This is a genomic window from Caballeronia sp. LjRoot34 (assembly GCF_964253815.1).
Taxonomy (GTDB): domain Bacteria; phylum Pseudomonadota; class Gammaproteobacteria; order Burkholderiales; family Burkholderiaceae; genus Caballeronia.
In genome coordinates, this window is sequence record NZ_CAXUSB020000001.1 from 4,266,254 (window position 1) to 4,290,147 (window position 23,894).

At 58.9% G+C, this 23,894-nt stretch carries 20 protein-coding genes; 5 read left to right on the forward strand and 15 right to left on the reverse strand.

Annotation, left to right across the window (positions count from 1 at the left end; translation table 11 throughout):
- Positions 1 to 6 precede the first annotated feature (6 nt).
- The 13 genes from rsmG to ACSQ36_RS19285 all read right to left on the reverse strand — a co-directional run bounded on the left by rsmG (position 7) and on the right by ACSQ36_RS19285 (position 17,795).
- Positions 7 to 687, reverse strand: a complete 681-nt coding sequence (gene rsmG / locus ACSQ36_RS19225; protein WP_436183223.1) for a 16S rRNA (guanine(527)-N(7))-methyltransferase RsmG — start codon at positions 685 to 687, stop codon at positions 7 to 9.
- Positions 687 to 2,666: a tRNA uridine-5-carboxymethylaminomethyl(34) synthesis enzyme MnmG gene (gene mnmG, locus ACSQ36_RS19230; RefSeq protein WP_436183024.1), complete on the reverse strand. Its 1,980-nt coding sequence runs from the start codon at positions 2,664 to 2,666 to the stop codon at positions 687 to 689. The genes rsmG and mnmG overlap by 1 nt, the downstream gene beginning before the upstream one ends.
- Before the next feature lie 246 nt (positions 2,667 to 2,912).
- A complete protein-coding gene (locus tag ACSQ36_RS19235; RefSeq protein WP_436183025.1) occupies positions 2,913 to 3,659 on the reverse strand; it encodes an ABC transporter ATP-binding protein in 747 nt (248 codons plus the stop codon).
- Positions 3,659 to 5,443, reverse strand: a complete 1,785-nt coding sequence (locus ACSQ36_RS19240; protein WP_436183026.1) for a branched-chain amino acid ABC transporter ATP-binding protein/permease — start codon at positions 5,441 to 5,443, stop codon at positions 3,659 to 3,661. The genes ACSQ36_RS19235 and ACSQ36_RS19240 overlap by 1 nt, the downstream gene beginning before the upstream one ends.
- 4 nt (positions 5,444 to 5,447) lie before the next feature.
- Positions 5,448 to 6,503, reverse strand: a complete 1,056-nt coding sequence (locus ACSQ36_RS19245; protein ID WP_436183027.1) for a branched-chain amino acid ABC transporter permease — start codon at positions 6,501 to 6,503, stop codon at positions 5,448 to 5,450.
- Positions 6,504 to 6,676: 173 nt separating this feature from the next.
- Positions 6,677 to 7,855, reverse strand: coding sequence for an ABC transporter substrate-binding protein (locus ACSQ36_RS19250; protein WP_436183028.1), 1,179 nt, complete (start codon positions 7,853 to 7,855; stop codon positions 6,677 to 6,679).
- Positions 7,856 to 8,126: 271 nt separating this feature from the next.
- Positions 8,127 to 9,293 carry an ABC transporter substrate-binding protein gene (locus tag ACSQ36_RS19255; RefSeq protein WP_436183029.1) on the reverse strand — a complete coding sequence of 389 codons (1,167 nt, stop codon included), beginning with the start codon at positions 9,291 to 9,293 and terminating at the stop codon, positions 8,127 to 8,129.
- 590 nt (positions 9,294 to 9,883) lie between these two features.
- On the reverse strand, positions 9,884 to 10,855 hold the full coding sequence (locus tag ACSQ36_RS19260) for a branched-chain amino acid ABC transporter permease (RefSeq protein ID WP_213765032.1): 972 nt from the start codon (positions 10,853 to 10,855) through the stop codon (positions 9,884 to 9,886).
- On the reverse strand, positions 10,855 to 11,739 hold the full coding sequence (locus ACSQ36_RS19265; RefSeq protein ID WP_436183030.1) for a branched-chain amino acid ABC transporter permease: 885 nt from the start codon (positions 11,737 to 11,739) through the stop codon (positions 10,855 to 10,857). Before ACSQ36_RS19265 ends, ACSQ36_RS19260 begins: the two co-directional genes overlap by 1 nt.
- Before the next feature lie 154 nt (positions 11,740 to 11,893).
- A complete protein-coding gene (locus ACSQ36_RS19270; protein WP_213765034.1) occupies positions 11,894 to 13,117 on the reverse strand; it encodes an ABC transporter substrate-binding protein in 1,224 nt (407 codons plus the stop codon).
- A gap of 83 nt (positions 13,118 to 13,200) precedes the next feature.
- Positions 13,201 to 13,962, reverse strand: coding sequence for an ABC transporter ATP-binding protein (locus ACSQ36_RS19275; RefSeq protein WP_213765035.1), 762 nt, complete (start codon positions 13,960 to 13,962; stop codon positions 13,201 to 13,203).
- Positions 13,959 to 14,738: an ABC transporter ATP-binding protein gene (locus ACSQ36_RS19280; RefSeq protein ID WP_213765128.1), complete on the reverse strand. Its 780-nt coding sequence runs from the start codon at positions 14,736 to 14,738 to the stop codon at positions 13,959 to 13,961. The genes ACSQ36_RS19275 and ACSQ36_RS19280 overlap by 4 nt, the downstream gene beginning before the upstream one ends.
- Before the next feature lie 1,380 nt (positions 14,739 to 16,118).
- The gene (locus ACSQ36_RS19285; protein ID WP_436183031.1) at positions 16,119 to 17,795 is read right to left on the reverse strand and encodes a GMC family oxidoreductase; all 1,677 of its coding nucleotides are present in this window, start codon (positions 17,793 to 17,795) and stop codon (positions 16,119 to 16,121) included.
- A gap of 127 nt (positions 17,796 to 17,922) precedes the next feature.
- Here ACSQ36_RS19285 and ACSQ36_RS19290 point away from each other — a divergent pair, with 127 nt between their 5' ends.
- Together ACSQ36_RS19290 and ACSQ36_RS19295 are read left to right on the forward strand one after the other, a co-directional pair.
- Positions 17,923 to 18,843 carry a LysR family transcriptional regulator gene (locus ACSQ36_RS19290; protein WP_213765037.1) on the forward strand — a complete coding sequence of 307 codons (921 nt, stop codon included), beginning with the start codon at positions 17,923 to 17,925 and terminating at the stop codon, positions 18,841 to 18,843.
- Positions 18,844 to 18,958: 115 nt separating this feature from the next.
- The gene (locus tag ACSQ36_RS19295; protein ID WP_436183032.1) at positions 18,959 to 19,477 is read left to right on the forward strand and encodes a class IV adenylate cyclase; all 519 of its coding nucleotides are present in this window, start codon (positions 18,959 to 18,961) and stop codon (positions 19,475 to 19,477) included.
- On the opposite strand, the gene ACSQ36_RS19300 is transcribed toward ACSQ36_RS19295, so the two are convergent.
- The gene (locus ACSQ36_RS19300; protein ID WP_213765039.1) at positions 19,474 to 19,971 is read right to left on the reverse strand and encodes an Lrp/AsnC family transcriptional regulator; all 498 of its coding nucleotides are present in this window, start codon (positions 19,969 to 19,971) and stop codon (positions 19,474 to 19,476) included. The two genes, ACSQ36_RS19295 and ACSQ36_RS19300, sit on opposite strands and share 4 nt — an antisense overlap.
- Before the next feature lie 94 nt (positions 19,972 to 20,065).
- On the opposite strand from ACSQ36_RS19300, the gene ACSQ36_RS19305 reads away from it, so the two are divergent.
- The 3 genes from ACSQ36_RS19305 to ACSQ36_RS19315 all read left to right on the forward strand — a co-directional run bounded on the left by ACSQ36_RS19305 (position 20,066) and on the right by ACSQ36_RS19315 (position 23,187).
- Positions 20,066 to 20,377 (forward strand): 4a-hydroxytetrahydrobiopterin dehydratase, encoded by a 312-nt coding sequence (locus ACSQ36_RS19305; RefSeq protein ID WP_213765040.1) that lies wholly within the window; start codon positions 20,066 to 20,068, stop codon positions 20,375 to 20,377.
- A 570-nt stretch (positions 20,378 to 20,947) separates the two neighbouring features.
- Positions 20,948 to 21,634, forward strand: coding sequence for a response regulator transcription factor (locus tag ACSQ36_RS19310; RefSeq protein ID WP_047895218.1), 687 nt, complete (start codon positions 20,948 to 20,950; stop codon positions 21,632 to 21,634).
- Between the two features lie 107 nt (positions 21,635 to 21,741).
- Entirely contained in the window at positions 21,742 to 23,187 is a 1,446-nt protein-coding gene (locus ACSQ36_RS19315) for a sensor histidine kinase (RefSeq protein ID WP_255631422.1), read from the forward strand.
- Between the two features lie 61 nt (positions 23,188 to 23,248).
- Here the strand turns inward: ACSQ36_RS19315 and ACSQ36_RS19320 are convergent, their stop codons facing one another.
- Positions 23,249 to 23,704 (reverse strand): SET domain-containing protein, encoded by a 456-nt coding sequence (locus tag ACSQ36_RS19320; RefSeq protein ID WP_213765042.1) that lies wholly within the window; start codon positions 23,702 to 23,704, stop codon positions 23,249 to 23,251.
- Between the last annotated feature and the right edge of the window lie 190 nt (positions 23,705 to 23,894).

Below are 23,894 nucleotides of genomic sequence, written 5' to 3' on the forward strand. Positions count from 1 at the left end.
CAGTGTTCAATGTGGGGCCGCTCCGATTTCAATTTCGATCAGGTGGCGCTCGGCGTCGAGCATGGGCACGCGGAGGCGTTCGATACAGCAGACTTTCGTGTCGGCGGGAAGGCGAGCAATCTCGGCATCCGGCCTGATTCCTTTCATCGCCCAGATGCGGCCGTTGCCGGCAACCAGATGACGCGCAAGTGTAACGAAGTCAGAGAGCTCTGCGAACGCGCGCGAGACGATTACATCGAAAAGACCTGGGACTTCTATACCGGGGTGCAGATTCTCGACACGCCCTGTCACGACCGACAAGTTGATCAGTCCGAGTTGCAACTTAGCCTGGGATTGGAAGGCCGTTTTCTTGTGAACGATGTCGTTCAGCGTGACTTGCCAGTCGGGCAGGACGATCGCCATGACGATCCCCGGCAGGCCGCCACCCGAGCCAACATCGAGCGCAGACTGAGGCCCGGTGCGGCGTGTGATAAACGGGATGATCGCGAGAGAATCAAGAATGTGCTGGATCAGCATCTGGCGCGGATCACGAATCGCGGTCAGGTTGTAGACCGCGTTCCACTTACCCAGCAAAGCCACGTAGTCGAGCAACTTCTGGCGCTGCGCGTCCGTGACGGCAATGCCGAGTTGCTCGATTCCTTCGTTTAGAAGCTTTTGTAGCCCGGCGTCCCCGGTATCACGCTGCATCACGAGACGGAGCGAGCGCTGCCACGCCCGGCCCTGTTATGTGACGCCGCTGCCTGACCTGTAGCGCCATCGTGCCGGCCCAACGCCCGCTTGAGGTGAACCATAAGCAAGGAAATGGTAGCCGGCGTAATGCCCGAAATACGCGATGCCTGGCCAATCGTCTCCGGGCGGTGCTGGATCAGTTTCTGGCGAGCCTCAAAGGACAATCCGCGCACTTCTGCGTAATCGAATCCTTCCGGCAGGCGCGTATTTTCGTGCGTGCCGTTGCGCTCGATTTCGCCAGCTTGGCGGTCAATGTAGCCTTGGTACTTCACTGCAATCTCGATCTGTTCTTCGATTTGTCCGAGCAAGACTGGATCTTGGGCCAGCGGTGTTTCCGGACCAGAGGTGTGATTTCGCAACGCGCAAACGTCCGCATAGGTGACACCCGGTCGCCGCAATAAATCCGCCAAGCTGTATTCGTGGTCAATCGGCTTACCGAGTAGTGCGATAGCTTCTTCTACGGGCAGCGTTTTAGGGTTAACCCAAGTCGATTTCAGGCGCTGTGTTTCACGTGAAACAGCATCGCGCTTTTCGTTGAAAACGCTCCAGCGGGTGTCATCCACCAGGCCCAGCGCCCTGCCAGCTTCGGTCAAACGCATATCGGCATTGTCTTCACGCAGCGACAGGCGGTATTCCGCGCGGCTAGTGAACATGCGGTATGGCTCCGACACCCCTTGGGTGACCAGATCGTCGACCAAAACACCCAAATAGGCTTCATCACGACGGGGACACCACGCATCCTTGCCGCTGACTTGTAATGCTGCGTTGAGACCCGCGAGCAAGCCCTGTGCAGCCGCTTCCTCGTAGCCGGTTGTGCCGTTGATCTGTCCTGCGAAGAACAGCCCACCAATCGCTTTGGTTTCCAACGACGCCTTCAGCGCTCGCGGATCGAAGTAATCGTATTCAATCGCGTAGCCCGGTCGCAGAATGTGCGCGTGCTCCAATCCCTTCATGGAACGAACCAATTCGAGCTGAACATCGAAGGGCAAGCTCGTAGAAATGCCGTTCGGATAGAACTCGTTCGTCGTCAGGCCTTCCGGTTCCAAAAAGATTTGATGCGAATCCTTAGACGCAAAGCGGTGAATCTTGTCTTCTATCGACGGACAATAGCGCGGCCCGACGCCTTCGATAACGCCTGTGTACATCGGCGAACGGTCGAGCCCGGCCCGAATGATGTCATGCGTACGCTCGTTGGTATGCGTCACCCAGCACGGCACTTGCCGCGGATGCTGTTCAACGCGACCGAGGAACGAGAACACGGGGACCGGATCGAGATCGCCGGGTTGCTCTTCGAGCTTCGAATAATCGATGGTCCTGCCATCAATCCGCGGCGGGGTGCCCGTTTTTAACCGACCTTGCGGAAGTTGAAGCTCCTTAAGCCGCGCCGACAAAGACACGGCCGCCGGGTCACCTGCCCTGCCGCCCGTGTAGTTGTTCAAACCCACGTGAATCTTTCCGTCGAGGAAGGTACCGGCCGTCAACACGACCGCCTTGGCGCGGAATTTCACGCCAACCTGCGTCACAGCGCCGACAACGCGGTCGCCTTCGACGATCAAATCGTCCACTGCTTGCTGGAACAACCAAAGATTGGGCTGATTTTCAAGTCGATGCCGAATCGCTTGTTTGTACAAAACGCGATCCGCTTGCGCCCGCGTAGCACGGACTGCCGGCCCTTTCGATGAGTTCAGAATCCGAAACTGGATGCCCGCTTCATCGGTTGCCGCGGCCATTGCGCCGCCTAGCGCATCGATTTCCTTGACCAAATGGCCCTTTCCAATCCCGCCAATCGAGGGATTGCAGCTCATTTGACCGAGTGTTTCGATGTTATGGGTCAACAAAAGCGTCGCCGCACCCGTTCGAGCTGAGGCTAAAGCGGCTTCAGTTCCAGCGTGACCGCCACCTACGACGATCACATCGAATTCAGTTGGATAAAGCATGGGTTCCCGCGCGAGGTGGCGGACCTTCGAAAGAGATATCGAAGAATTATAGCCGGTTAGCTTTTGCCAAGATTCAGGCCAAACGGCTAACGCGAAAAAAATGGCATGTTTCACGTGAAACATGCCATCAAAATTCGTTGGAATTCAAAGTCGTACCGAGAATCTCTAGATCGTGCGGAAATCCATTGACAACTCTTTAACGCAAAAAATCGTGTTTCACGTGAAACACGTTGAGCTGCAAATGCGCTATGCAACCTTCTTCGCCAACCCCAAGTACGTTTCAATAACCTTCGGATTGTGGGCCAATTCGCTGGCAACCCCTTCCATTGCGAACTCGCCCGTTTCGAGTACGTAGCCGTAATCCGATATCTGCAACGCCGCGCGTGCATTTTGCTCGATCAGCAACGTAGCGACGCCCGTTTGACGCAACGCACTGATGATGTGGAAAATCTCCTTCACGATTAACGGTGCCAACCCGAGGCTGGGCTCATCCAGCATCAGCAAATCGGGCTTGCCCATGAGCGCACGGCCCACTGCAAGCATTTGCCGCTCCCCGCCCGACAGGGTTCCCGCCGTCTGCTTCCGTCGCTCCTTCAGACGCGGGAACAAGTCGAACACATGATCGAGTTGATCGAGAAAATTGCGTTCGCCTGCCCGCTTTCGCCGATACGCACCCAAAACCAGGTTGTCTTCCACGGTCATACTCGCAAACAGCTCACGCTTTTCCGGCACAAGACACATACCACGTGAAACACGCTTCTCGATTGCCAGCGCAGAGACATCTTCGCCCCGATAGAGAACGGTCCCTTTCGCATAGCCCGTGGACGGAAGTGCGCCCATGATGGCGTTGAGCAAAGTGGATTTGCCCGCGCCGTTAGGTCCAATAACCGAAACGATCTGCCCTGCGCCTACGTTGAGTTTTCCGTTGTGAAGCGCCTCGACCTTGCCATAACGGACCGACAGACCGGCGACTTGAAGAATTGCATCAGCCATCAGTCCACCCCACCCAGATAGGCTTCCAAAACCGCAGGGTCCTTCTGGACATCCTCAGGCAATCCTTCTGCAATTCGGGTTCCAAATTCCATCACCACCAACCGGTCGGTCAGATTCATCACGAAATCCATGTCATGTTCTACCAGCAAGATGCTCATGCCCTCGCCCTTCAGGCGTCGCAGCAACCCCGCCAGTTGCTGTTTCTCCTGATAGCGCAAACCAGCAGCGGGTTCATCCAGCAATAGCAAAGTCGGATCGCAGCATAGAGCGCGTGCAATTTCCAGAATTCGTTGTTGCCCCAGCGCCAAGCTGCCGGCTTCATCGTAGAGATGTTTTTCCAGGCCCACGCGTTTGATCTGCTTCGCGGCTTCCGCCATCAAACGTCCTTCTTCCGCTGTGTTCAGGCGCGCGACGCTGCGCCAGACGCCCGTCTTTCCCCGCAAGTGCGCGCCTATGGCGACGTTCTCCAGAACCGTCATGCCCGATAGCAGTCGCACGTGCTGGAACGTCCGTCCAATACCGCGTTTGACGATTTCACGTGAAGTCAGCGCATCGATACGTTCGCCCTGGAAGGTGATCGAGCCGCTTGTGGCTTGCAGCACACCGGTGACCAGGTTGAATGTCGTCGATTTCCCCGCGCCATTCGGTCCGATCAAACCGATGATCTCGCCCGCTTTCACCTGAAAACTGACATCGTTGACGGCGACGAGACCGCCGAACTCCTTGCGCGCTTTATCGACGACCAGCAAAGGCTCGCCGATGATTGGCTTCGGGCGTTGCGGCAGCGCTTCCGCGTGCTCGGGGGCACGGGCACGCGGGCCGCTGGGGAAGAGACGCGCGACGAACGGCCAGACCCCTTGCCGCGCGTATTGGAGCAACAGCACCATCAACACGCCGAACACGATGATCTCAAAATTGCCATTCGAGCCAAGCAGTTTAGGCAGCAAGGTCTGCAGATAGTCCTGCAGGACGGTGAGGATCGTCGCGCCCAACACCGCACCCCATACATGCGACACGCCTCCCACCACCGCCATGAACAGGAACTCGATGCCATGATTGAGACCAAACGGCGTCGGATTCACCGCACGCTGCAAATGCGCGTACAGGAAGCCTGAAATCGCGGCCAGCACGGCGGCGTAGACGAAGATCACCACACGCATCCACGCGGTATTCACGCCCATGGCTTCGGCCATCGTACCGCCGCCCCGCAGGGCGCGAATAGCCCGGCCAGGACGGCTATTAAGCAGATTCTGAACAGATACGACCGCGAGCAACACGACAACCCAGATCAGGTAGTAGATCGACCGCCCGGATTCGAGATGCCAGCCGAAAAGGTTGAGCACTGGAATGCCATTGATGCCGTCGTATTTGCCGAGAAATTCGAGATTCCCAAACAGGAAGAACAGCGATAGCCCCCACGCGATGGTCCCGAGCGGCAAGAAGTGGCCCGACAGTCGCATGGTGACCATCCCAAGCAACAGCGCGATCAGCGCCGTCAGCACCATGCCCACTATTAACGCGAGCCACGGCGACACACCGAACTGCGTCGTCAGGTAGGCCGTTGAATAAGCACCCACGCCCACGAACGCCGCTTGCCCGAAGCTCGTCATCCCGCCGATGCCCGTCAACAGCACGAGCCCGATAGCGACAATGGAATACAAACCGATGTAGTTCAGCAGCGTGATCCAGTACTCCGGCGTGCGGATCGGATGCGGCAGCACCGGCAGCGCGAATACGACCAACAGAAATACCCAGAAAAACTTGTTTCGCATGACGAATTTCATCGCGTCACTCCTCGTCTTCGTCCGAATGCGGACTTGCCAGACTCCGCCACAGCAGCACCGGAATGATCAGCGTGAAGACGATCACCTCTTTGTATGCGCTCGCCCAGAACGAGGAATACGATTCAAGCAGCCCGACCAGCAGCGAACCCGCAGCGGCCAGCGGATAACTCACCAAGCCGCCCACGATTGCGCCAACGAAGCCCTTCAGGCCGATCAGAAAGCCCGAGTCGTAGTAGATAGTCGTGATTGGCGCCACCAGGACGCCGCAGAGCGCGCCCAGGCCGGCCGCGAGCGTGAAAGAAAGCCTTCCTGCTTGGGTTGTGCCGATGCCCACCAGGCGCGCGCCAAGCCGGTTTACCGAGGTCGCGCGCAGCGCCTTCCCGGAGATCGTGCGGTCGAAGCACAAATAGAGCGCAACGATCAGCACCGCGGCCGTCCCGACCACCCAGAGACTCTGCCCGGAGATGGACACGCTGCCGAGATTGAACGTGGCATCGGAGAACGCATTCGTTCGCGAGCCTTCCGCGCCGAACATCACGAGGCCGAGGCCGACCATCGCGAAATGCACAGCGACCGCCACGATCAGCAGCAGCAGCGTGCTGGCTTCGGCAATCGGCTCGTAGGCCAACCGGTAGACGAATGGACCCATCGGAATCACGATCAGCAGCGCGAGCGCGACCTGCAGGATCATGGGCAACGGCTGCATCAGCACGCTCTGCGTCAGCCCATAGACTGCCACCGGGAACAGCAGGTATTTGCCCGCCAGCACGGCGAGCGTGCGCCCTATCTGCCGGTATCGCGACGGATGCCGCACGATGCCCGCGATCTCCGCGACGAAGCACCCCACGCCCATGGCGATCAGCAGCCAGCACGTTGCCGGTAGCTTCTGCGTTTGCAGCGCGGCCAGCGTCAGCGCGCCGTATGCCACGAACTCGCCCTGCGGGATGAAGATGACACGCGTCACCGAAAACACGAGGACCAGCGCGAGCGCGAGCAATGCGTAGATTGCGCCCGTGGTGATGCCGTCTTGCGCGAGAATCGCCGCAATCGATAAGTCCATACTGCCTCTTTAGGAGCATCCTGCTACTGGGGCTGCCGGGTCAACCCATCGAAAACATAGCCTGGTACTACGAGAAAAACGCAGCCTCAAAGCCATGGTTGATATCCCGGAACGCTGAGCGCTAGAACGCTAACGCGCCGAATTTGCCGGCGCGCAAGCGGTCCATGTCACAACTAATCGTTCTGCAGTTTCCACTTGCCGTCGACAATCTGCACCATCACGCGGGCGCGCTTGTCGAGGCCGTTGTGATCGGTGGGCGTGGTGTTCATCACGCCATGCGCAAGCGGCAAGTCCTTCACGTTTTCCAGCGCATTGCGCAGCGCCACGCGAAATGCTTCGGTGCCCGGCTGAGCCGTCTTGAGCGCTTCGGGAATAGCTCGCTCCAGCATGTGCCCGGCGTCCCATGCGTGACCGCCAAACGTGGATACCGACCCCACTCCATACGCCTTCTCATAGGCCGCCTTATAAGCCAGCGATGACTTCTTCACCGGGTTGCTGTCCGGCAATTGATCCGCCACCAGGATCGGCCCCGCGGGCAGCAATTCGCCATCACAATCCTTGCCGCACACACGTAGGAAGTCATTGTTCGCCACGCCGTGCGTCTGATAGACCTTGCCCTTGTAACCGCGCTCCTTCAGCGCCTTGGCGGGCAACGCCGCTGGCGTGCCTGCACCCGCGATCAGCACCGCATCCGGATTCGCGCTCATGGTCTTCAGCACCTGGCCGGTAACCGAGGTATCGGTGCGGGCAAAACGTTCGTTCGCGACAATCTTCAGGTTGTGCGCGGCCGCAGCGGTGTTGAACACGCTATACCAGCCGTCGCCATAAGCATCTGCAAAGCCGATGAAGCCCACCGTCTTCACGCCATGCTTCTCCATGTACTCGGCAATCGCATCAGCCATCAGGCCGTCGTTTTGCGGCGTCTTGAACGCCCACGAGCGCTTGGCGTCCATCGGCGAGATGATTGCAGCGGAGGCGGCCATCGAAATCATTGGCGTCTTGCTCTGGCTCGCGGGGTCAAGCATAGCCAGCGAGTTCGGCGTGACGGTCGAGCCCACGATAGCGTCAACGTGATCTTCATCGATCAACTTGCGCGTGTTCTGCACTGCGCGGCTGGTGTCGGACCCATCGTCAAGCACGATGTACTCCACCGTCTTCCCGCCGATTTCCTTCGGCAACAACGCGATGGTATTTTTCTCGGGAATCCCAAGCGATGCCGCCGGCCCTGTCGCCGATAACGTCACGCCGATCTTCACCTGCGCGAACGCGGCGCCGCCACCCAAGGCGAGCGTCACCGCGAGCGCTGCACTCGTCAGCCGTCCCTGCCACTTCCACGGGTTATTCTTGTTCATTGCATCGTCTCCAGACGCTATGCCGTCGCGCATGCCTTGTACGCTACTGCGAGTTGTTTTGTCGTGCGGTCATGGCTTGACTGCTGCTCATTAACTGCCGCTCAATCTATTTTCGGTCATTGCCTGTGCCTAGGCTCGTTTTCCCGCAGCGTTAGCCATCAGGCCAGCGCTGCCGAGCCCATCAAAAACATCCACTCGATAACACCCCGAAAAAAAAGCGCGTTCGAAGCAACGCGCCTTGGGTCGGTTCATATCGTCGTGTGGGTCGCGGTCAGTCTTTGGCGAGCTTCCACTGCCCGCCGACGATCTCCACCATCACGCGCGCCCGCTGATCGAGTCCTGAGTGATCGTTTGCGCTCATGTTGAAGATCCCGTGCGAACCGGGCAAATCCTTCGTGCTTTCGATAGCCGCGCGCAACGCTTCACGAAATGCCTGCGAGCCCGGCTGTCCCTTCTTCAACGCGATCGGAATTGCCCGTTGCAGCAACAGGCCGGCGTCCCACGCGTGACCACCGAACGTGGATATGGAACCCGCACCGTACGCACTTTCATAAGCCTGCTTATAAGTCAGCGCGGCCTTCTTCACGGGGTTCGAATCGGGCAACTGCGCGGCAACCAGCAACGGCCCGGCCGGCAGGAACGTGCCTTCACAATCCTTGCCGCACACACGCAGGAAGTCGTTGTTCGCCACGCCATGCGTCTGATAGATCTTGCCCTTGTAGCCCCGCTCTTTCAGCGTCTTTTGCGGCAACGCGGCCGGCGTGCCCGCACCCGCGATCAGCACGGCATCGGGATTCTGCGACATGGCTTTGAGAACCTGTCCTGTCACCGATGTATCGTTGCGCGCGAACCGTTCGTTAGCGACCACCTTGATTTTCGCAAGATCCGCTGCCTTGGTGAATTCCTTGAACCAGCTTTCGCCATAAGCGTCGCTGAAACCAATAAACGCCACCGACTTCACGCCGTGATTCGACATATGCTGCGCGATAGCGGTCGCCATCAGGATGTCGTTCTGCGGCGTCTTGAATACCCACGCGCGTTTTGCATCCATCGGTTCGACGATCGTGGCCGCTGCGGCCATGGAGATCATTGGGGTGGAGGTCTCAGACGCCACATCGATCATCGCGAGCGAATTCGGGACCACCGTGGAACCAATCAGGGCGTCGACGTGATCTTCACTCGTCAGCTTGCGGGCATTCTTGACGGCTTGGGTGGAGTCAGTCGCGTCGTCAAGAACGATGTATTCCATCTTCTGCCCGGCGATCTCCTTCGGCAGCAGCGCAATGGTTTTTTTTTCCGGAATTCCCAGCGATGCAGCCGGGCCAGTGGCGGATAACGTCACGCCAATCTTTACGTCTGCGAAAGCCTGCGTACATGCTGCTGCGGACACGCTCGCGACGAGTGCCGCCGTCGAGATCCAGCGTAAAGCCGACTTCATTGATATGCCCCGTAAATGTGTTTTGTTCACTGGCGCGATTTTACGATTTTTATATCCCGACCATGCGGTCGGTGAATCGGAAGTGTAGCGGACGAGAACCACGCGGGGCAAGCGTTTTGAAGGAGTTTGAACGCGCGAATGCGTGCCAAAGCACGCATTGAAAAATGCCAGGGGAAAACCCGTACGGAAATGACTAAATTAATGTAAATCGCAGCCGTTTGAAGACCGTGTCTGGCCCCTTGATCCCGGCAGAATAAATCGATTTGGAAGTGAAAACCCGTGAAGGCGGAGTACAAATAAAAAGCGCTGTTGGAGTCATCCAACAGCGCTTTCGGTCGGGCACTTGATGCCTCGTTGTCTCCTCGTTCTCCACCTCAAAATTCGGTGCAACAGAACTGAAACGGATATTAGATTGCGCAACCAATACCGACAACCTAGCATTTACCCTAGTGGTGCACGTTAGCACCTTTATTGGGCGCCAGTTTATCCAGGTCCTGTTAAATACTGCAGTTAACTGCGGGAAAACCATGGCTCGCAAACGTTATAGTTCGGATCACCAACTAAATTACGAGGCTTGTACTTGCGTCGCTTCAGCCGCGCAACGGTTTGACCCGTGCAACGATTTCTCCCACAATGCCGCGCCGGAACAGCAACACGCATGCAATAAAGATCAGGCCCGTCACGATCGTCACCGACTCTCCGAGCGAGTTGAACCAATCTATACCCGTGAGCGAAGACAGCGCAGTGCCTATATCGCCGAGACGATTTTCCAGCGCCACGATAATGAATGCGCCGAGCAGAGGCCCGAACATGGTGCTCATGCCACCCACCAGGGTCATTAGCACGACCAGGCCGGACATGGTCCAGTAGGCGTCGCCGAGTGTCTCGAAGCCGAGCACCAGCGTTTGAAGCGCGCCGGCCAGCCCCGCCAATCCCGCCGACAACACAAACGCCAGCAGCTTGAAACGTGACGTGTCGTACCCCAGCGAGATCGCGCGCGGCTCATTCTCCTTGATCGCGATCAGCACTTGCCCGAACGGCGAATGCACCACGCGCACGATAAAACCAAACGCCAGCACCATCACCACGAGCACGACGTAATAGAGCGTCAAGTCGGAACTGAGGCTGATTGCGCCGAACAGTTTGCCGCGCGGCACGCCTTGCATACCGTCTTCGCCGTGTGTGAACGGCGCCTGAAGGAACACGAAATAGACCATCTGCGCGAGCGCCAGCGTGACCATTGCGAAGTAGATGCCTTGGCGCCGGATCGCGAACAAGCCGACCACGAGGCCCAATAACGTCGCTATCGCCGTGCCCGCAATCACGCCGAGTTCCGGCGTAAAACCGAGCGTCTGGATCGCATAACCAGCAGAATAACCGGCGCTGGCGAGGAACATTGCGTGGCCGAACGAAAGCAGGCCCGTATAGCCGATCAACAAATTGAAGGCGGCCGCCAACAGCGCGAAACACAGCACTTTCATCATGAAGACCGGGTACACGCCGAGGAACGGCGCCGCGATCAGGCCGGCAAGCAACACGCCGTAGAGCACTTTCCTAACCATCATTTTTCCTTGCCGAAAAGTCCCGCCGGGCGCACGAGCAGCACCAGCGCCATGATCACGAAAACGACGGTCGCAGAGGCTTCCGGATAGAACACGCGCGTCAGGCCTTCAATCACGCCGAGCCCGAGGCCGGTCAGGATCGATCCCATGATCGACCCCATTCCGCCGATAACAACCACCGCGAAAACGGTGATGATCATCGATTGCCCCATCAGCGGCGACACCTGGATCACCGGCGCGGCAAGCACGCCCGCGAATGCCGCGAGCGCCACGCCGAACCCGTAGGTGAGCGTGACCATCAACGGCACGTTGATACCGAATGCCTCGACCATCTTCGGGTTCTCGGTGCCCGCGCGAAGATACGCCCCCAGCCGCGTTTTCTCGATCACGAACCACGTCGCAAAACACACGACCAGCGACGCCAGCACCACCCAGGCACGATAATTCGGCAGGTACATGAAGCCGAGATTCGTCGCGCCGGACAGCAGTTCGGGGACGTCGTAGGGCTGGCCGGATGAACCATAGATAGAGCGGAACACGCCTTCAATCACCAGCGTCAAGCCGAACGTCAGCAGCAAGCCATACAGATGATCGAGCTTGTAGAGCCAGCGCAACATCGTCCGTTCAATCACGATGCCGAACACCCCCACGATCAGCGGCGCGAGCACGAGCATGGCCCAGTACGGCACGTTGAAATACGAAAAACCCATCCATGTGATCATCGCGCCCAGCATGAACAACGCGCCGTGGGCGAAGTTGATCACGTTGAGCAGGCCGAAAATCACCGCGAGGCCGAGGCTCAGGATGGCGTAGAACGATCCGTTCACCAGCCCGAGCAGCAACTGGCTCATCATCGCCGCGAGCGGAATGCCGAAAATTTCCATTGAATCTGCCGTCAGAGTAGTTTCGACGCATGCCGCCTGGCTCAAGATGAGCAAGCCGTCATGCGTCGATCGATCATGCGGATCGTTTAGCGACGGGAAGCCTCAAACGCTCGGCGTCACGCGCACATCCGCTGTGCCGCCGTCAACCCGCCGCTTACTTCCACAACGCGCAGCGCGATTCAGCCTTGGTGGCGAAAGCCTGATCACCCGGGATGGTCGCCGTGATCTTGTAGTAGTCCCAAGGTTCCTTCGATTCCGCCGGCGTCTTCACCTGCATCAGGTACATGTCGTGGATCATGCTTCCGTCCGCACGAATGTAGCCATTTTGCGTGTAGAAGTCGTTGATCTTGATCTTGTGCAACTGGTCCATCACCTTGTCGCTATCCGTCGTGCCAGCCGCCTGTACCGCCTTCAGGTACGTGGTGACCGCCGAGTAATCAGCCGCGTGAAGACTCGTCGGCATCTTCTTCGTCTTGGCGAAGAAGCGCTGTGCCCAGGCGCGCGTTGTAGCGTCCTTGTTCCAGTACCAGCTATCGGTTGCGACCAGGCCTTGCGCGGTTTCGAGGCCCAGGCTGTGGATGTCCGACAGGAAGATCAGGAGCGCCGCGACCTTCATCGTCTTGGTGATGCCGAATTCCTTCGCCGCCTTGATCGAGTTGATCGTGTCGCCGCCGGCGTTCGCCAGACCGAGCACCTGCGCTTTCGACGATTGCGCCTGCAACAGGAAGGACGAGAAGTCAGAGGCCGACAACGGATGACGGACCGCGCCGAGCACCTGGCCGCCGTTAGCCTTCACCACGTCCGACGTATTCTTTTCCAGCGCCTTGCCGAACGCATAGTCGGCCGTCAGGAAGAACCACGTCTTGCCGCCCTGCTTCGTCACGGCCGATCCCGTGCCCTTGGCGAGCGCCATGGTGTCGTACGCGTAGTGAACCGTGTAGGGCGTGCACTGCTCGTTGGTCAGGTTGTCCGCGCCCGCACCAATGTTGATGTACGGGATATGCTTTTCGCCGGCGACCTGATTCGTCGACAGCGCGGTTGCCGAATTCGTGCCGCCGATGATCACGTTCACGCCATCGCGGTCAATCCATTCACGCGCTCGCGATGCTGCAATATCCGCCTTGTTCTGGTGATCCGCGTAGACGAGTTCGATCGGCTTGCCGTTCACCTTGCCGCCGAAATCCGCAATTGCCATGCGGATGGCTTCGAGGCCACCCTGCCCGTCGATGTCCGCATACAGGCCGGACAAGTCCGTGATATAGCCGATCTTCACCGTGTCGCCCGGGGCCGCCTGGACGTTGCCCGCCATCAGCGAAGCTGTGGCCGTGGCAACCGCAAGGCAGAGTCCCGACAGGCGCGCGAGGGTCTTCTTCTTCATTACAGTCTCCGTTGAGTTGTTGTTCTTGCGGTTGGCCGCATGCTGATGCGTTGAACTTGCGTTGAACGTATGTTGAGCGTTTTTCAAACCCCGAGCAGCTCATGCAGCACTGGCATTTTCGTGTCGAGTTCGCCTGAGTCGAAATGCTCGACGATCTTCCCGTGCTCCATGACATAAAAGCGATCGGCGAGTGGTGCGGCAAAACGAAAATTCTGTTCGACCATCACGATGGTGTAGCCGCGTGCCTTCAGCATCATGATCATCCGCGCGAGCGTCTGAACGATGACAGGCGCAAGCCCTTCCGAAATTTCATCGAGCAGCAGCAGGTTCGCGCCGGTACGCAGGATGCGCGCGACCGCCAGCATCTGCTGTTCGCCGCCCGACAAACGCGTGCCCTGGCTGTTGCGACGTTCCTTGAGATTGGGGAACATCGAATAGATTTCATCGATCGACATGGCGTCTTTCGCCGGGCCTACAAGCGGCGGCAGAAGCAGGTTTTCTTCGCACGAGAGGCTTGAAAAGATGCCGCGTTCTTCCGGGCAATAACCCACGCCGTAGTGCGCGATCTTATGAGTCGACATGCCGACGGTTTCATGCCCGCCGATACGAATCGACCCCGTGCGACGACCGGTCAGGCCCATGATGGCGCGCAGCGTTGTCGTGCGGCCTGCGCCGTTGCGTCCGAGCAGCGTGACAACTTCGCCTCGATGCACGGTCAGGTCCACGCCGTGCAGGATGTGCGATTCACCGTACCAGGCTTGCGTGCCGACGAGCTCTAGCGCCGGCTCCTGAGTCGATGCTTCGCGCGATTGTTCTGCGCGGCGTTCTTCCACGATCGTGCTCATGCGTGCGCTCCGGCGAGCGCTGCGTCGGCGCTGCCCATGTAGGCTTCCATCACCAGCGCGTTCTTCGATACCTCTGCATAGCTGCCCTCGGCCAGCACTTCGCCGCGTTGAAGGACGGTGATGGTGTCCGAGATGCCCGCGATCACGTTCATGTTGTGTTCGACCATGAGGATCGTGCGTCCCGCTGATACTTTCTTGATCAGCGCCGTCACGCGGTCGACGTCTTCGTGACCCATGCCTTGCGTGGGTTCATCGAGGAGCATGAGTTCGGGTTCCATCGAAAGCGTGGTGGCGATTTCGAGTGCGCGCTTGCGGCCATAGGAAAGTTCGACCGTAGTGGTATCGGCGAAATCGGTCAGGCCGACCTGGGTGAGGAGGTCCATGGCGCGGTCGTTGAGTGCGTCGAGGACGCGTTCGCTTTTCCAGAATTTAAACGATGTACCGAGTGAGCGTTGCAAACCGATGCGTACGTTCTGCATCACTGTCAGATGCGGGAATACAGCGGAAATCTGGAATGAGCGGATGACGCCGCGGCGGGCGATTTGCGCGGGGCGTTCGCCGGTGATGTCGATGCCGTTGAAGACGATTTGTCCTGCGGTGGGTTCAAGGAATTTGGTGAGCAGGTTGAAGCAGGTTGTTTTGCCCGCGCCGTTGGGGCCGATCAATGCGTGGATGGAGCCGCGCCGCACGCGCAGGTTCACGCCGTTGACGGCGGTGAAGCCTTTGAACTCTTTTGTCAGGCCGCGGGTTTCCAGAATCGTATCGCCGAGAATCATGTCCCCTTCCGTGCTTTGTTTGAGCCTTTGTTTCAGCTTCAGCTCGGCGCGCTTTTGGCGCATGCCCCGTGATTTTGCTGGCGGTGTTGGTCTGGGTTATTGCGCTGCTGCTGTTGCACTTCTTGCGTGCTGCACAATGGTGATGCAGACCTGCGGTGCATCAAGCGCGCACGCCTTATTGTCGCGCCAATGATGCAGCGCAATCATCGGGATTTGCACTTAGTTTTAAGGAGGTTTTTTCGTTCGCACGGGGATTTCGTTCGCACCGGTGGACGGTTTTGGCGGTGTTTCGGGGTTAGGGGGCGGGGTTGCCGGGGTTGCTGAGTTAGCGGTTGGGGTTGGTCGGGGTCGCTGGGTTAGCGGTTGGAGTTGGTGCTGGGGTGCCAGGTTCCGGGGTTAGCGGTCAGGGTCTATGCTGGGTTGGTGCTTTCGGCCTTAGCGGTCTGCGAGAGTCGGATTTTCTCTTTATCACTATTAGCCACTGTGCGTGGCGGCACGTCATTTCTTTGTCCAAAGCGACAAAGAAACGAAGCAAAGAAAGCGCTTTAACCGCTCTACCCTAAGTGTCCACAGCGTGCAGTTTTCATTCATGGGTGCCCCAAAAGCACGGTGCTCGCCAGCACCACGGATGTGTGAAACCCTCCTTCTCGCGAATCCTGACACGAACACGCTTCGCCCCGTACGCTCTCGGGCAAGCACCATTGCTAAGGAACCTGCACGGCCTTACAGGTATTTACGGCTGCGGTTTTGACGGATTAGCTATCTGGTCCGTGCGACCGTATTCATAGGCCACAGCTTCATGCGTGTTTGTGTTTACTGCTTCAGTTTCTGTGAATTGGCTGCGCATTCTGTACAGCTATTTTCGTCGGTTGCGGCCACCCGCATCTTCGCGACCTCGTTTTCAGCAGGGTTGGCGACGTGGTTCGAGGCGCGTACAAATTTGGAGGGAGGTCGTCCGCGGATAGCGCGGGGTGCTCCTTGGGCAGGTTCAATCACTGGTGGCGAAGCGTGTGGGTATCGGTGTTCGGAGAAGGAGGGGTTCACACATCCGAGGCTCTGGCGAGCACCGTGCTTTTGGGGCACCCATGAATGAAAACTGCACGCTGTGGACACTTAGGGTAGCGTGGTTGAAAGCGTTTTCTTTGCTTCGTTTCTTTGTCGCTTTGGACAAAGAAATGACGTGCCGCCACGCACAGTGGCTAATAGTGATAAAGAGAAAATCCGACTCTCGCAGACCACCACGGCTGAAAACACCAACCGGCATAGACTCCGGCCGCTAACCCCGGAACCTGGCACTCCAGCACCAACCCCGACCGCTAACCCAGCAACCCCGCCCCCTAACCCAAAACCACCAAACCCCGTCCACCGGCGCGAGCGAAATCAACTAGACATTCCGTCCACCGGCGCGAGCGAAAACAAAAACCGTCGATCGGCGCGAATCATCTCGCTAGCCCGCTCAGCGATCATCAACGTCGGGGAATTCGTGTTGCCAGAGGTAATCGTCGGCATCACCGATGCATCAACCACCCGCAACCCGCTCACCCCAATCACGCGCAACCGCCCATCAACAACGGCCGCCGGATCGTTATCCGCCCCCATCCGACATGTACCCACCGGATGAAAAATAGTCGTCCCGACTTTCCCCGCCGCAACAGCAAGCTCCGCGTCCGTCTGAAACGCCGTTCCCGGCAAAATCTCCTCCGGCGAATACTTCGCCAACGCCGGCGCGCTCACAATCCGCCGAGTCAAACGCAACGCATTGACCGCAACCTCACGATCACGATCAGTCGACAAATAATTAGGCGCAATCAAAGGCGCATCCCGCGCATCCGGCGTCGCAATATGAACACTCCCCCGCGACGTCGGCCGCAACGGACACACCGAAGCCGTGAACGCATTGAACGAATGCAACGGCTCCCCAAACCGGTCAAGCGACAACGGCTGCACGTGATACTCCACATCCGGCCGCGTAATGGTCAAATCATCCGGATTGGACTTCGCGAACGCCCCCAGTTGCGACGGCGCCATCGACATCGGCCCGCTTCGCGTCAACACGTACTGCAAGCCAATCCACGCCTTACCCCACCAATGCGCCGACAACGTGTTCAACGTCCGCACGCCATGCACTTTGTAAGCCATCCTAAGCTGTAGATGATCCTGCAAATTCTCCCCAACACCCCGCAGGTCCTGCACGACGTCGATACCCAGTTGCCGCAGCCGCGCCCCATTCCCAATACCGGACAACTCCAGCAATTGCGGCGAATTCACCGCGCCCGCACTCAGAATCACTTCGCATCGCGACTTGGCCAGATAGTCCGTGTCGCCACCACGATATTCCACGCCCACGCAACGCTTGCCCTCCATCACCAGCCGCTGCGTATGAGCACCCGTGATGATGGTGAGATTGGGCCGCTTCATCGCCGGCCGCAAAAATGCCTTCGATGCATTCCACCGGATCCCGCTGCGCTGGTTCACATCGAAGTAACCAACACCCGTGTTGTCGCCACGATTGAAATCGTCAGTAGCAGGAAGACCGCTCTCCTGAGCCGCCTGCGCGAATGTTTCCAGCACCTTCCACTTCAACCGCTGTTTCTCGACACGCCATTCGCCCCCGGCGCCATGCCATTGATTCCCACCGCCGTGGTGATCTTCACTGCGCTTGAACACCGGCAACACCGAATCCCAGGACCAGTCGCGGTCCCCGGTAACGCGGGCCCAGTCGTCGTAATCCTCGCGCTGCCCACGCATGTAGATCATGCCGTTGATCGACGAACAACCGCCCAGCACGCGGCCTCGCGGATACGAAAGCGATCGCCCGTCGAGTCCGGCTTCAGCCTGCGTCTTGTAAAGCCAGTCCGTGCGCGGATTGCCAATGCAATACAGATATCCGACCGGCACGTGAATCCAGTGGTAGTTATCCCTGCCGCCGGCTTCCAGCAGCAGCACACTCACATCGGCATCTTCGGTCAGCCGGTTGGCAAGCACGCACCCCGCCGTTCCCGCACCCACGATGATGTAATCAAATTCGCCTTCAAGCTTGCGCGCATCCTGTTTCATCCGTGTCTCCTGCCCAAGCCGCTTCAAACGGCTTCGCTCTATCCCAAACGCACAAAGTACTGCGGACGCAGTGCAGCAATCCAATCAGATATCTTCAACAGCTTTATAAGCTGGGCTAATATCAGGCATGGACCTGACTCTTCTCCGCGCATTTGTCACCGTCGCCCGCGAAGGCAATCTCACGCGCGCGGCCGTGTTGTTGCACGTGTCGCAGCCCGCCGTCAGCTTGCAGATCAAGAACCTGCAGGAGACGCTGGGCGTCACGTTGTTTTCGCGGACGTCGCATGGCCTGATCCTCACGCGCGACGGTGAAGCCCTCCTGCCCCACGCCGAGCGAGCCTTGACGGCCGCGAGCGAGGTCCGGCGCGTGGCCGCCGCGCTTCGACATGAGGTCAGCGGCCGCCTGACCATCGGGACGATCCTCGATCCCGAATTCCTGCGTCTGGGCGGCTTCTTGCGGGCGCTCGTGGAAACGTATCCGCGCATCGAAACCGCTTTGCGGCATGGCATGTCAGGCTGGGTGCTCGAGCGCATCAAGGCGCGCGATCTCGATGTGGGGTTTTATATCGGCGATCCGGCAATCGATGAACCCCGCGATCCGGAGCGCTTTCATGTCGTACAGTTGAAGCCGTATCTGTATCGCGTGCTGGCGCCGGCGGGCTGGAAGGAGCGCGTGAACCGGCCCGATCGCGCAGAAGGTGGGGCAATTGGCTGGGTGGCGCTGGCCCGGCTGCCCTGGATCTGGACGCCGGCGGAATCGGCTCATAACCGCTTGCTCACGCGGATCTTCGACGCCCACGGGGTCCAGCCGGTCAAAGTCGCGGAAGTGGACCAGGAGCCATCAATGCTCGATCTGGTCAAGTCGGGCGTGGGCCTGACACTCGTGCGCGATTCCATCGCGCTGGCTGAAGCGCATGCGCACGCGCTGACTATCGTGGAGGGCGTCACGGTGCCTACCCAGCTTTCGTTCATCGTGCTGGCGGAGCGCCGCGAGGAGCCGAGTATCGCGGCGGCGTTACGTCTGATTGAAGATCAATGGGCGACCTAGTCGCCTGAACAACCGTTATGAACGTCATGACCGGAAGCCGATGAATCTTCCGGTCATCAAATTTTGTTAGTCTGAGGGACGCGCATCTGGCGCCCACGTGAACAGGAAATCCAACATGGCACGCAATATCGAAATCAAGGCTCGCGCGCATCAGTTCGACCAGCTTCTGGCGCGCGCAGCAGCGCTGGCCAGCGAACCGCCGATGATCTATCGCCAGCAGGATTTTTTCTACGATGTGCCAAACGGCCGCCTTAAACTGCGTCAATTCGACGACAACACGCCGGCCGAACTGATTTTCTATCAACGCGACGACCGCGACGGCCCGAAAGTGTCGTATTACTCGCGCAGCCCGGTCACCAACCCCGAAGCCACCCACGCCCTGCTCGCACAGGCGCTGAACACGCGCGGCATCGTGAATAAGGAGCGGCACGTTTATATCGTCGGGCGCACGCGGATTCATCTGGACCGCGTGGACGGACTGGGCGATTTCATCGAACTGGAAGTACTGCTCGCCCAGGATGACGACGAAGCCGGCGGCGAAAAGGAAGCAGAGGAATTGTTTGCGAAGCTTGGCGTGTCGGTGAGCGACCTCGTGCCGGTCGCGTATGTCGATCTGCTGAGCGAGCCGGCTTAATCGGCGGAATCGGGCGGAGTGGCTGCGAGATGTCCCAGCGGCAGCGGCCCGTTGCGCTTGAATGTGGTCAGCACGATATTGGAGCGCACGCTGTCCACGCCGGGAACTCGCATCAGTTTTTTCATGACGAACGTTGACAGCGCGTTCAAATCCGGCGCGACGATTCGCAACAGGTAATCTGCGTCGCCAACCGTCGCATGGCATTCGAGCACTTCGGGCAACGCCTCGATCTGCTGCTGGAACTGGTCGATAGCGGTATCGCCGTGATGCTTCAGCTTAAGGCTCGTGAAAGCGGTCACGCCGAGGCCGAGTTTTTCGGGACGCAGCACAACCCGGTAACCATCGATCACGCCGGTCGCCTCCAGGCGTTGCAAGCGGCGACCGATCTGCGATGGCGACAGCGGCACTTCCTCGCCGAGTTGTTGATGCGTCGCGCGGCCGAAGCGCTGAAGAACGTCGAGCAGCGCGAGATCAAAGTGATCGAGGTCGACCATGTGGATATCCTGCGTGAAAAGCCGAAAGACGCAAGCTTACCGCGTGTTCTCCTGGCCGCAGGCGTGGTCCTTGCGCCCAGAATAGCCATCGCTAATGCAAAGGCAAAGAGGTCCCGACATGATCAAGAAGCTTACAACCGACGAACTGCCCGAACTTCTTGCAGAGTTAAAGCACTGGCAACTCAGCCCGGACAACGACTCGATTCTCCGAAGTTTCAAGTTCGCTGATTTCAACGAGGCATTCGGTTTCATGACCCGCGTGGCAATAAAAGCGCAGGAAATGGATCACCATCCAGAATGGTCGAATGTGTACAACAAAGTGGAAATCACGCTCTCGACGCATACGGCAAAAGGTCTGACAGAACGCGATATAACCCTCGCGCGATTCATCGATTCCATAACCTGAAGCGCCTGAAATCCGCTTACCAACCTGACTACCGCGACAAATGCGTAACAGCCGTATTACAGACGATGACATTCAAAATCCGCAATAAGCGAGCTGGGAAAAGCCTGTACGGGACCAAAACTCGCTTATTCGAAAGCAGAAACAAAGGTGTTTGCAAGTCTGCGGCAATGAAATCTTTCAACGAGAAAGAAAACCGCTCGTACAGGCGTAAGCTTTCACAAGGCCTTATGCGTTCTGACGACTCCAGTCCATCGGCGGCACAGACCGACACTGTACAATCAGCAGCGCATACGGTTTGGACAGTCCGTTTATCTCTTTCAACGACCGAATTCGTCGCCATAGGGACCAAGCGGACGTGCTGGAAACCGGCCGCGGGGTGGCGTCCGCGAAGCGGGGAATTCCGGCGTGTCCGGCCGCAGGAGAATCGCTGCACAGTGAGGCGCGTGCAGCGTTTGGCGTAAAAGATTGCTGATATAACTCGGACGGCGCCGCGGTAAAGAAAGGTAGGCAATTCCGGCTGGCGGCCGCGACGCACAATCGAGCCCAACCCATCGTATAAGAGCGACTTCCATGCGAATCCTTCTGATCGAAGACGACCGCCCCATCGCGCGCGGCATTCAAAGTAGCCTTGAACAAGCCGGCTTTACCGTCGATATGGTCCACGACGGCATTTTCGCGGAGCAGGCGCTCACGCAAAATCGCCATGAATTGGTGATTCTCGATCTCGGCTTGCCGGGTATCGACGGCATGACGCTGTTGTCACGTTTCCGCCAGGGCAATCGTCATACGCCAGTGATTATCCTGACCGCGCGTGACGAACTGCATGACCGCGTCCAGGGCCTGAACAGCGGCGCCGACGACTACATGCTCAAACCGTTTGAACCCGCCGAACTCGAAGCGCGCATTCGTGCCGTGATGCGCCGCAGCGGCCCGCATGGCGATGTACCGCGTCCGGAAGTATCGCTGGGCGGCTTGCGCTTGTCGGGTGTGGATCGCCGCATTTTCAACGACGAAAAACCGCTGGAATTGTCGCCGCGTGAATTCGCCGTGCTCGAAATGCTGTTGCTACGCCACGGCCGTGTGGTCAGCAAAGCGCAGTTGCAGGATCACCTGACGCACTTTGGCGGCGATCTCGGCGACACCGCCATTGAAGTTTACGTGCACCGGGTTCGCAAGAAACTCGAAAACTGCCGCGTGGAAATCGTGACGGTGCGAGGTTTCGGCTACTTGCTGCAGGAAATCCGGCAGGCCGCGTAAGCGGTTTGTCGATGGCATAACCAGCCTGACGAGCGGTAACCAGCACCTTGCGATTCCCTCCCCGGCGCACGCCCGACGAACGTTTCGACCGCGCCGACTGGCTGCACCTGGCGCGCTCGGCAACCCCGTCTGCGAGCGTGCCGCCCAGCCTGCGCCGCTCGCTGTTGCGCCGCCTTGCCGCGCCGCTGTCGCTGCTCGCGTTAATGAGCGGATTGATGGCGTACTGGCTTGCGTGGCAATACACGCAGCACGTGGTCGACCGCTCACTGGCCGATCTCGCCACGGCTATCTCCAAGCAGATCCAGCTAGCGGGCGTCGACGCACCGCTCACGGTGCCGCCGCTCGCCCGCGCGATGTTCTCCGATCCCGTCGAACAACTGATCTACCGGATCAGCGACGGCGATAGCGAGATCGCCGGCGAACCCGATCTGCCGCTGACCGGCACGAACGTGCGCCGGATTCACTACGCTTACGTCTTCGAGACGAACTTTCAGGGCACGAGCGTGCGTGCGGCGCAGGTGCGTGTGGACCAGACGCACGGCAATCCGATCGTTGTGGAAGTGGCGCAGCGCGTGGGCTCGCGGTATCGGATAGCGGTCGAGTTCATGGTCGCGATCATGATGCCGCTGCTGCTCCTGCTGCTGGCCGGCTGGGTGATCGTATGGCGCGTGGTGAACCAGCAGCTCAACCCGCTGACCGATCTCGCCGATACCCTCAACCGGCAGACCCATATGTCACTGGAACCGGTCGACGAATCCTTTGTTCCTATCGAAATTCGTCCTTTGACGAGCGCGATGAACGCCCTGCTCGACCGCCTGAAAACGGCGCTGGACGGGCAGCGCAAATTTATCGCCGATGCCGCCCATCAGTTGCGTACGCCACTCACCGCCGTGAAGCTGCACGCCGAGCAGGCCGCGAGCGCTAAGGACCCGGCGAAGGTGCTGGAGGCGGTCAAGGAACTGCGGGCATCGGCGGATCGGGCTGTGCGCTTATCGAATCAGCTGCTCTCGCTCGCCCGCGCCGAGCCGGGTGAACAAGCGGCGCGTTTCACCGACTTCGATTACGCCACGCTCGCGTTCGAAACCGGCGCCGAATGGGTGCCGCGCGCGCTGGCTGTGCGTGTCGACATGGGCTTTCAGCGTCTCGACGATCCCGATAACGAACATCCCCTGATCGTGCGCGGCAATCTCGTGCTGGTGCGCGAGGTGATCGGCAATCTCATCGATAACGCGCTGAAATACGTGCCCACCTCGCGGGCCGAAGGCGCGCGCGTGACCGTTACGGTGACGCAAACTGTAGAAGAAACCGGCCGGAGGATGGGCGAAATCGTGGTGGAAGATAACGGCCCGGGCGTGCCTCTGGAACAGCAGCCGGATCTGTTCAAGCGCTTTTTTCGCGGCGATGGCCACGGCGTGGAAGGCGGCGCCGGACTGGGTCTCGCGATCGTCCACGACATCATGGTCCTGCACAACGGCAGCGTGCATTACGAAGATGCTCCAGCGCCCGAAGGCGGCGCGCGCTTCATCGTGCGGATGCCTTTGAAAACGGCATAGAAAAACGCCACGGAGGAAACCCTGCCGCGGCGTTTTTTTGCTGCCACGCTCTACGAAAGCCCTACTTTTTCTTCTTCAACGCCAGCATGGTGCCGCGGCACTTTTTGGCGCCGCAGCGGCATTCGTATTCCTGCTTGAGCTTCTTCGTGATGCGACCGTCGATGACGAGACCGTAGTCGTAGTACAGCTCTTCATCTTCCTTGATCGCACGCAGCGCGTGGATGAACACGCGCCCTTCCTTCTCTTCGGCTTCGCAATTCGGCGCGCACGAATGGTTGATGTAGCGTGCGCTGTTGCCGTCGACCTTGCCGTCAATCACTTTGCCGTTTTCGAGCGCGAAATAGAACGTATGGTTCGGCTCGTCCGGGTTGTGCGGATGACGGCGCAACGCCTCTTTCCACGAAATGCGTTCGCCTTTGTACTCGATTATCCGTTCGCCTTTGGCGAGCGGCATCGCGGCGAACACGCCCTTGCCGTGTATGCCCGAACGGCGGACGGCGACCCTCCGTGAACTCATCGAATGAATCCTTTAAAACGAATCGGTTTGGCTTAGCAGACGCTTGAACTTCGCCTCGTCCCGGTTTCACGCGAACGGTGACGAACCGGAACGTGGATTAAAAAAACGCGGCGGCCTGAATGCGAGGCGCCGCCGCGTTGCTGTCCTTCTCATTGCGCTGGTTGCTTCGGTTGCTTCATGTGCTGCAATT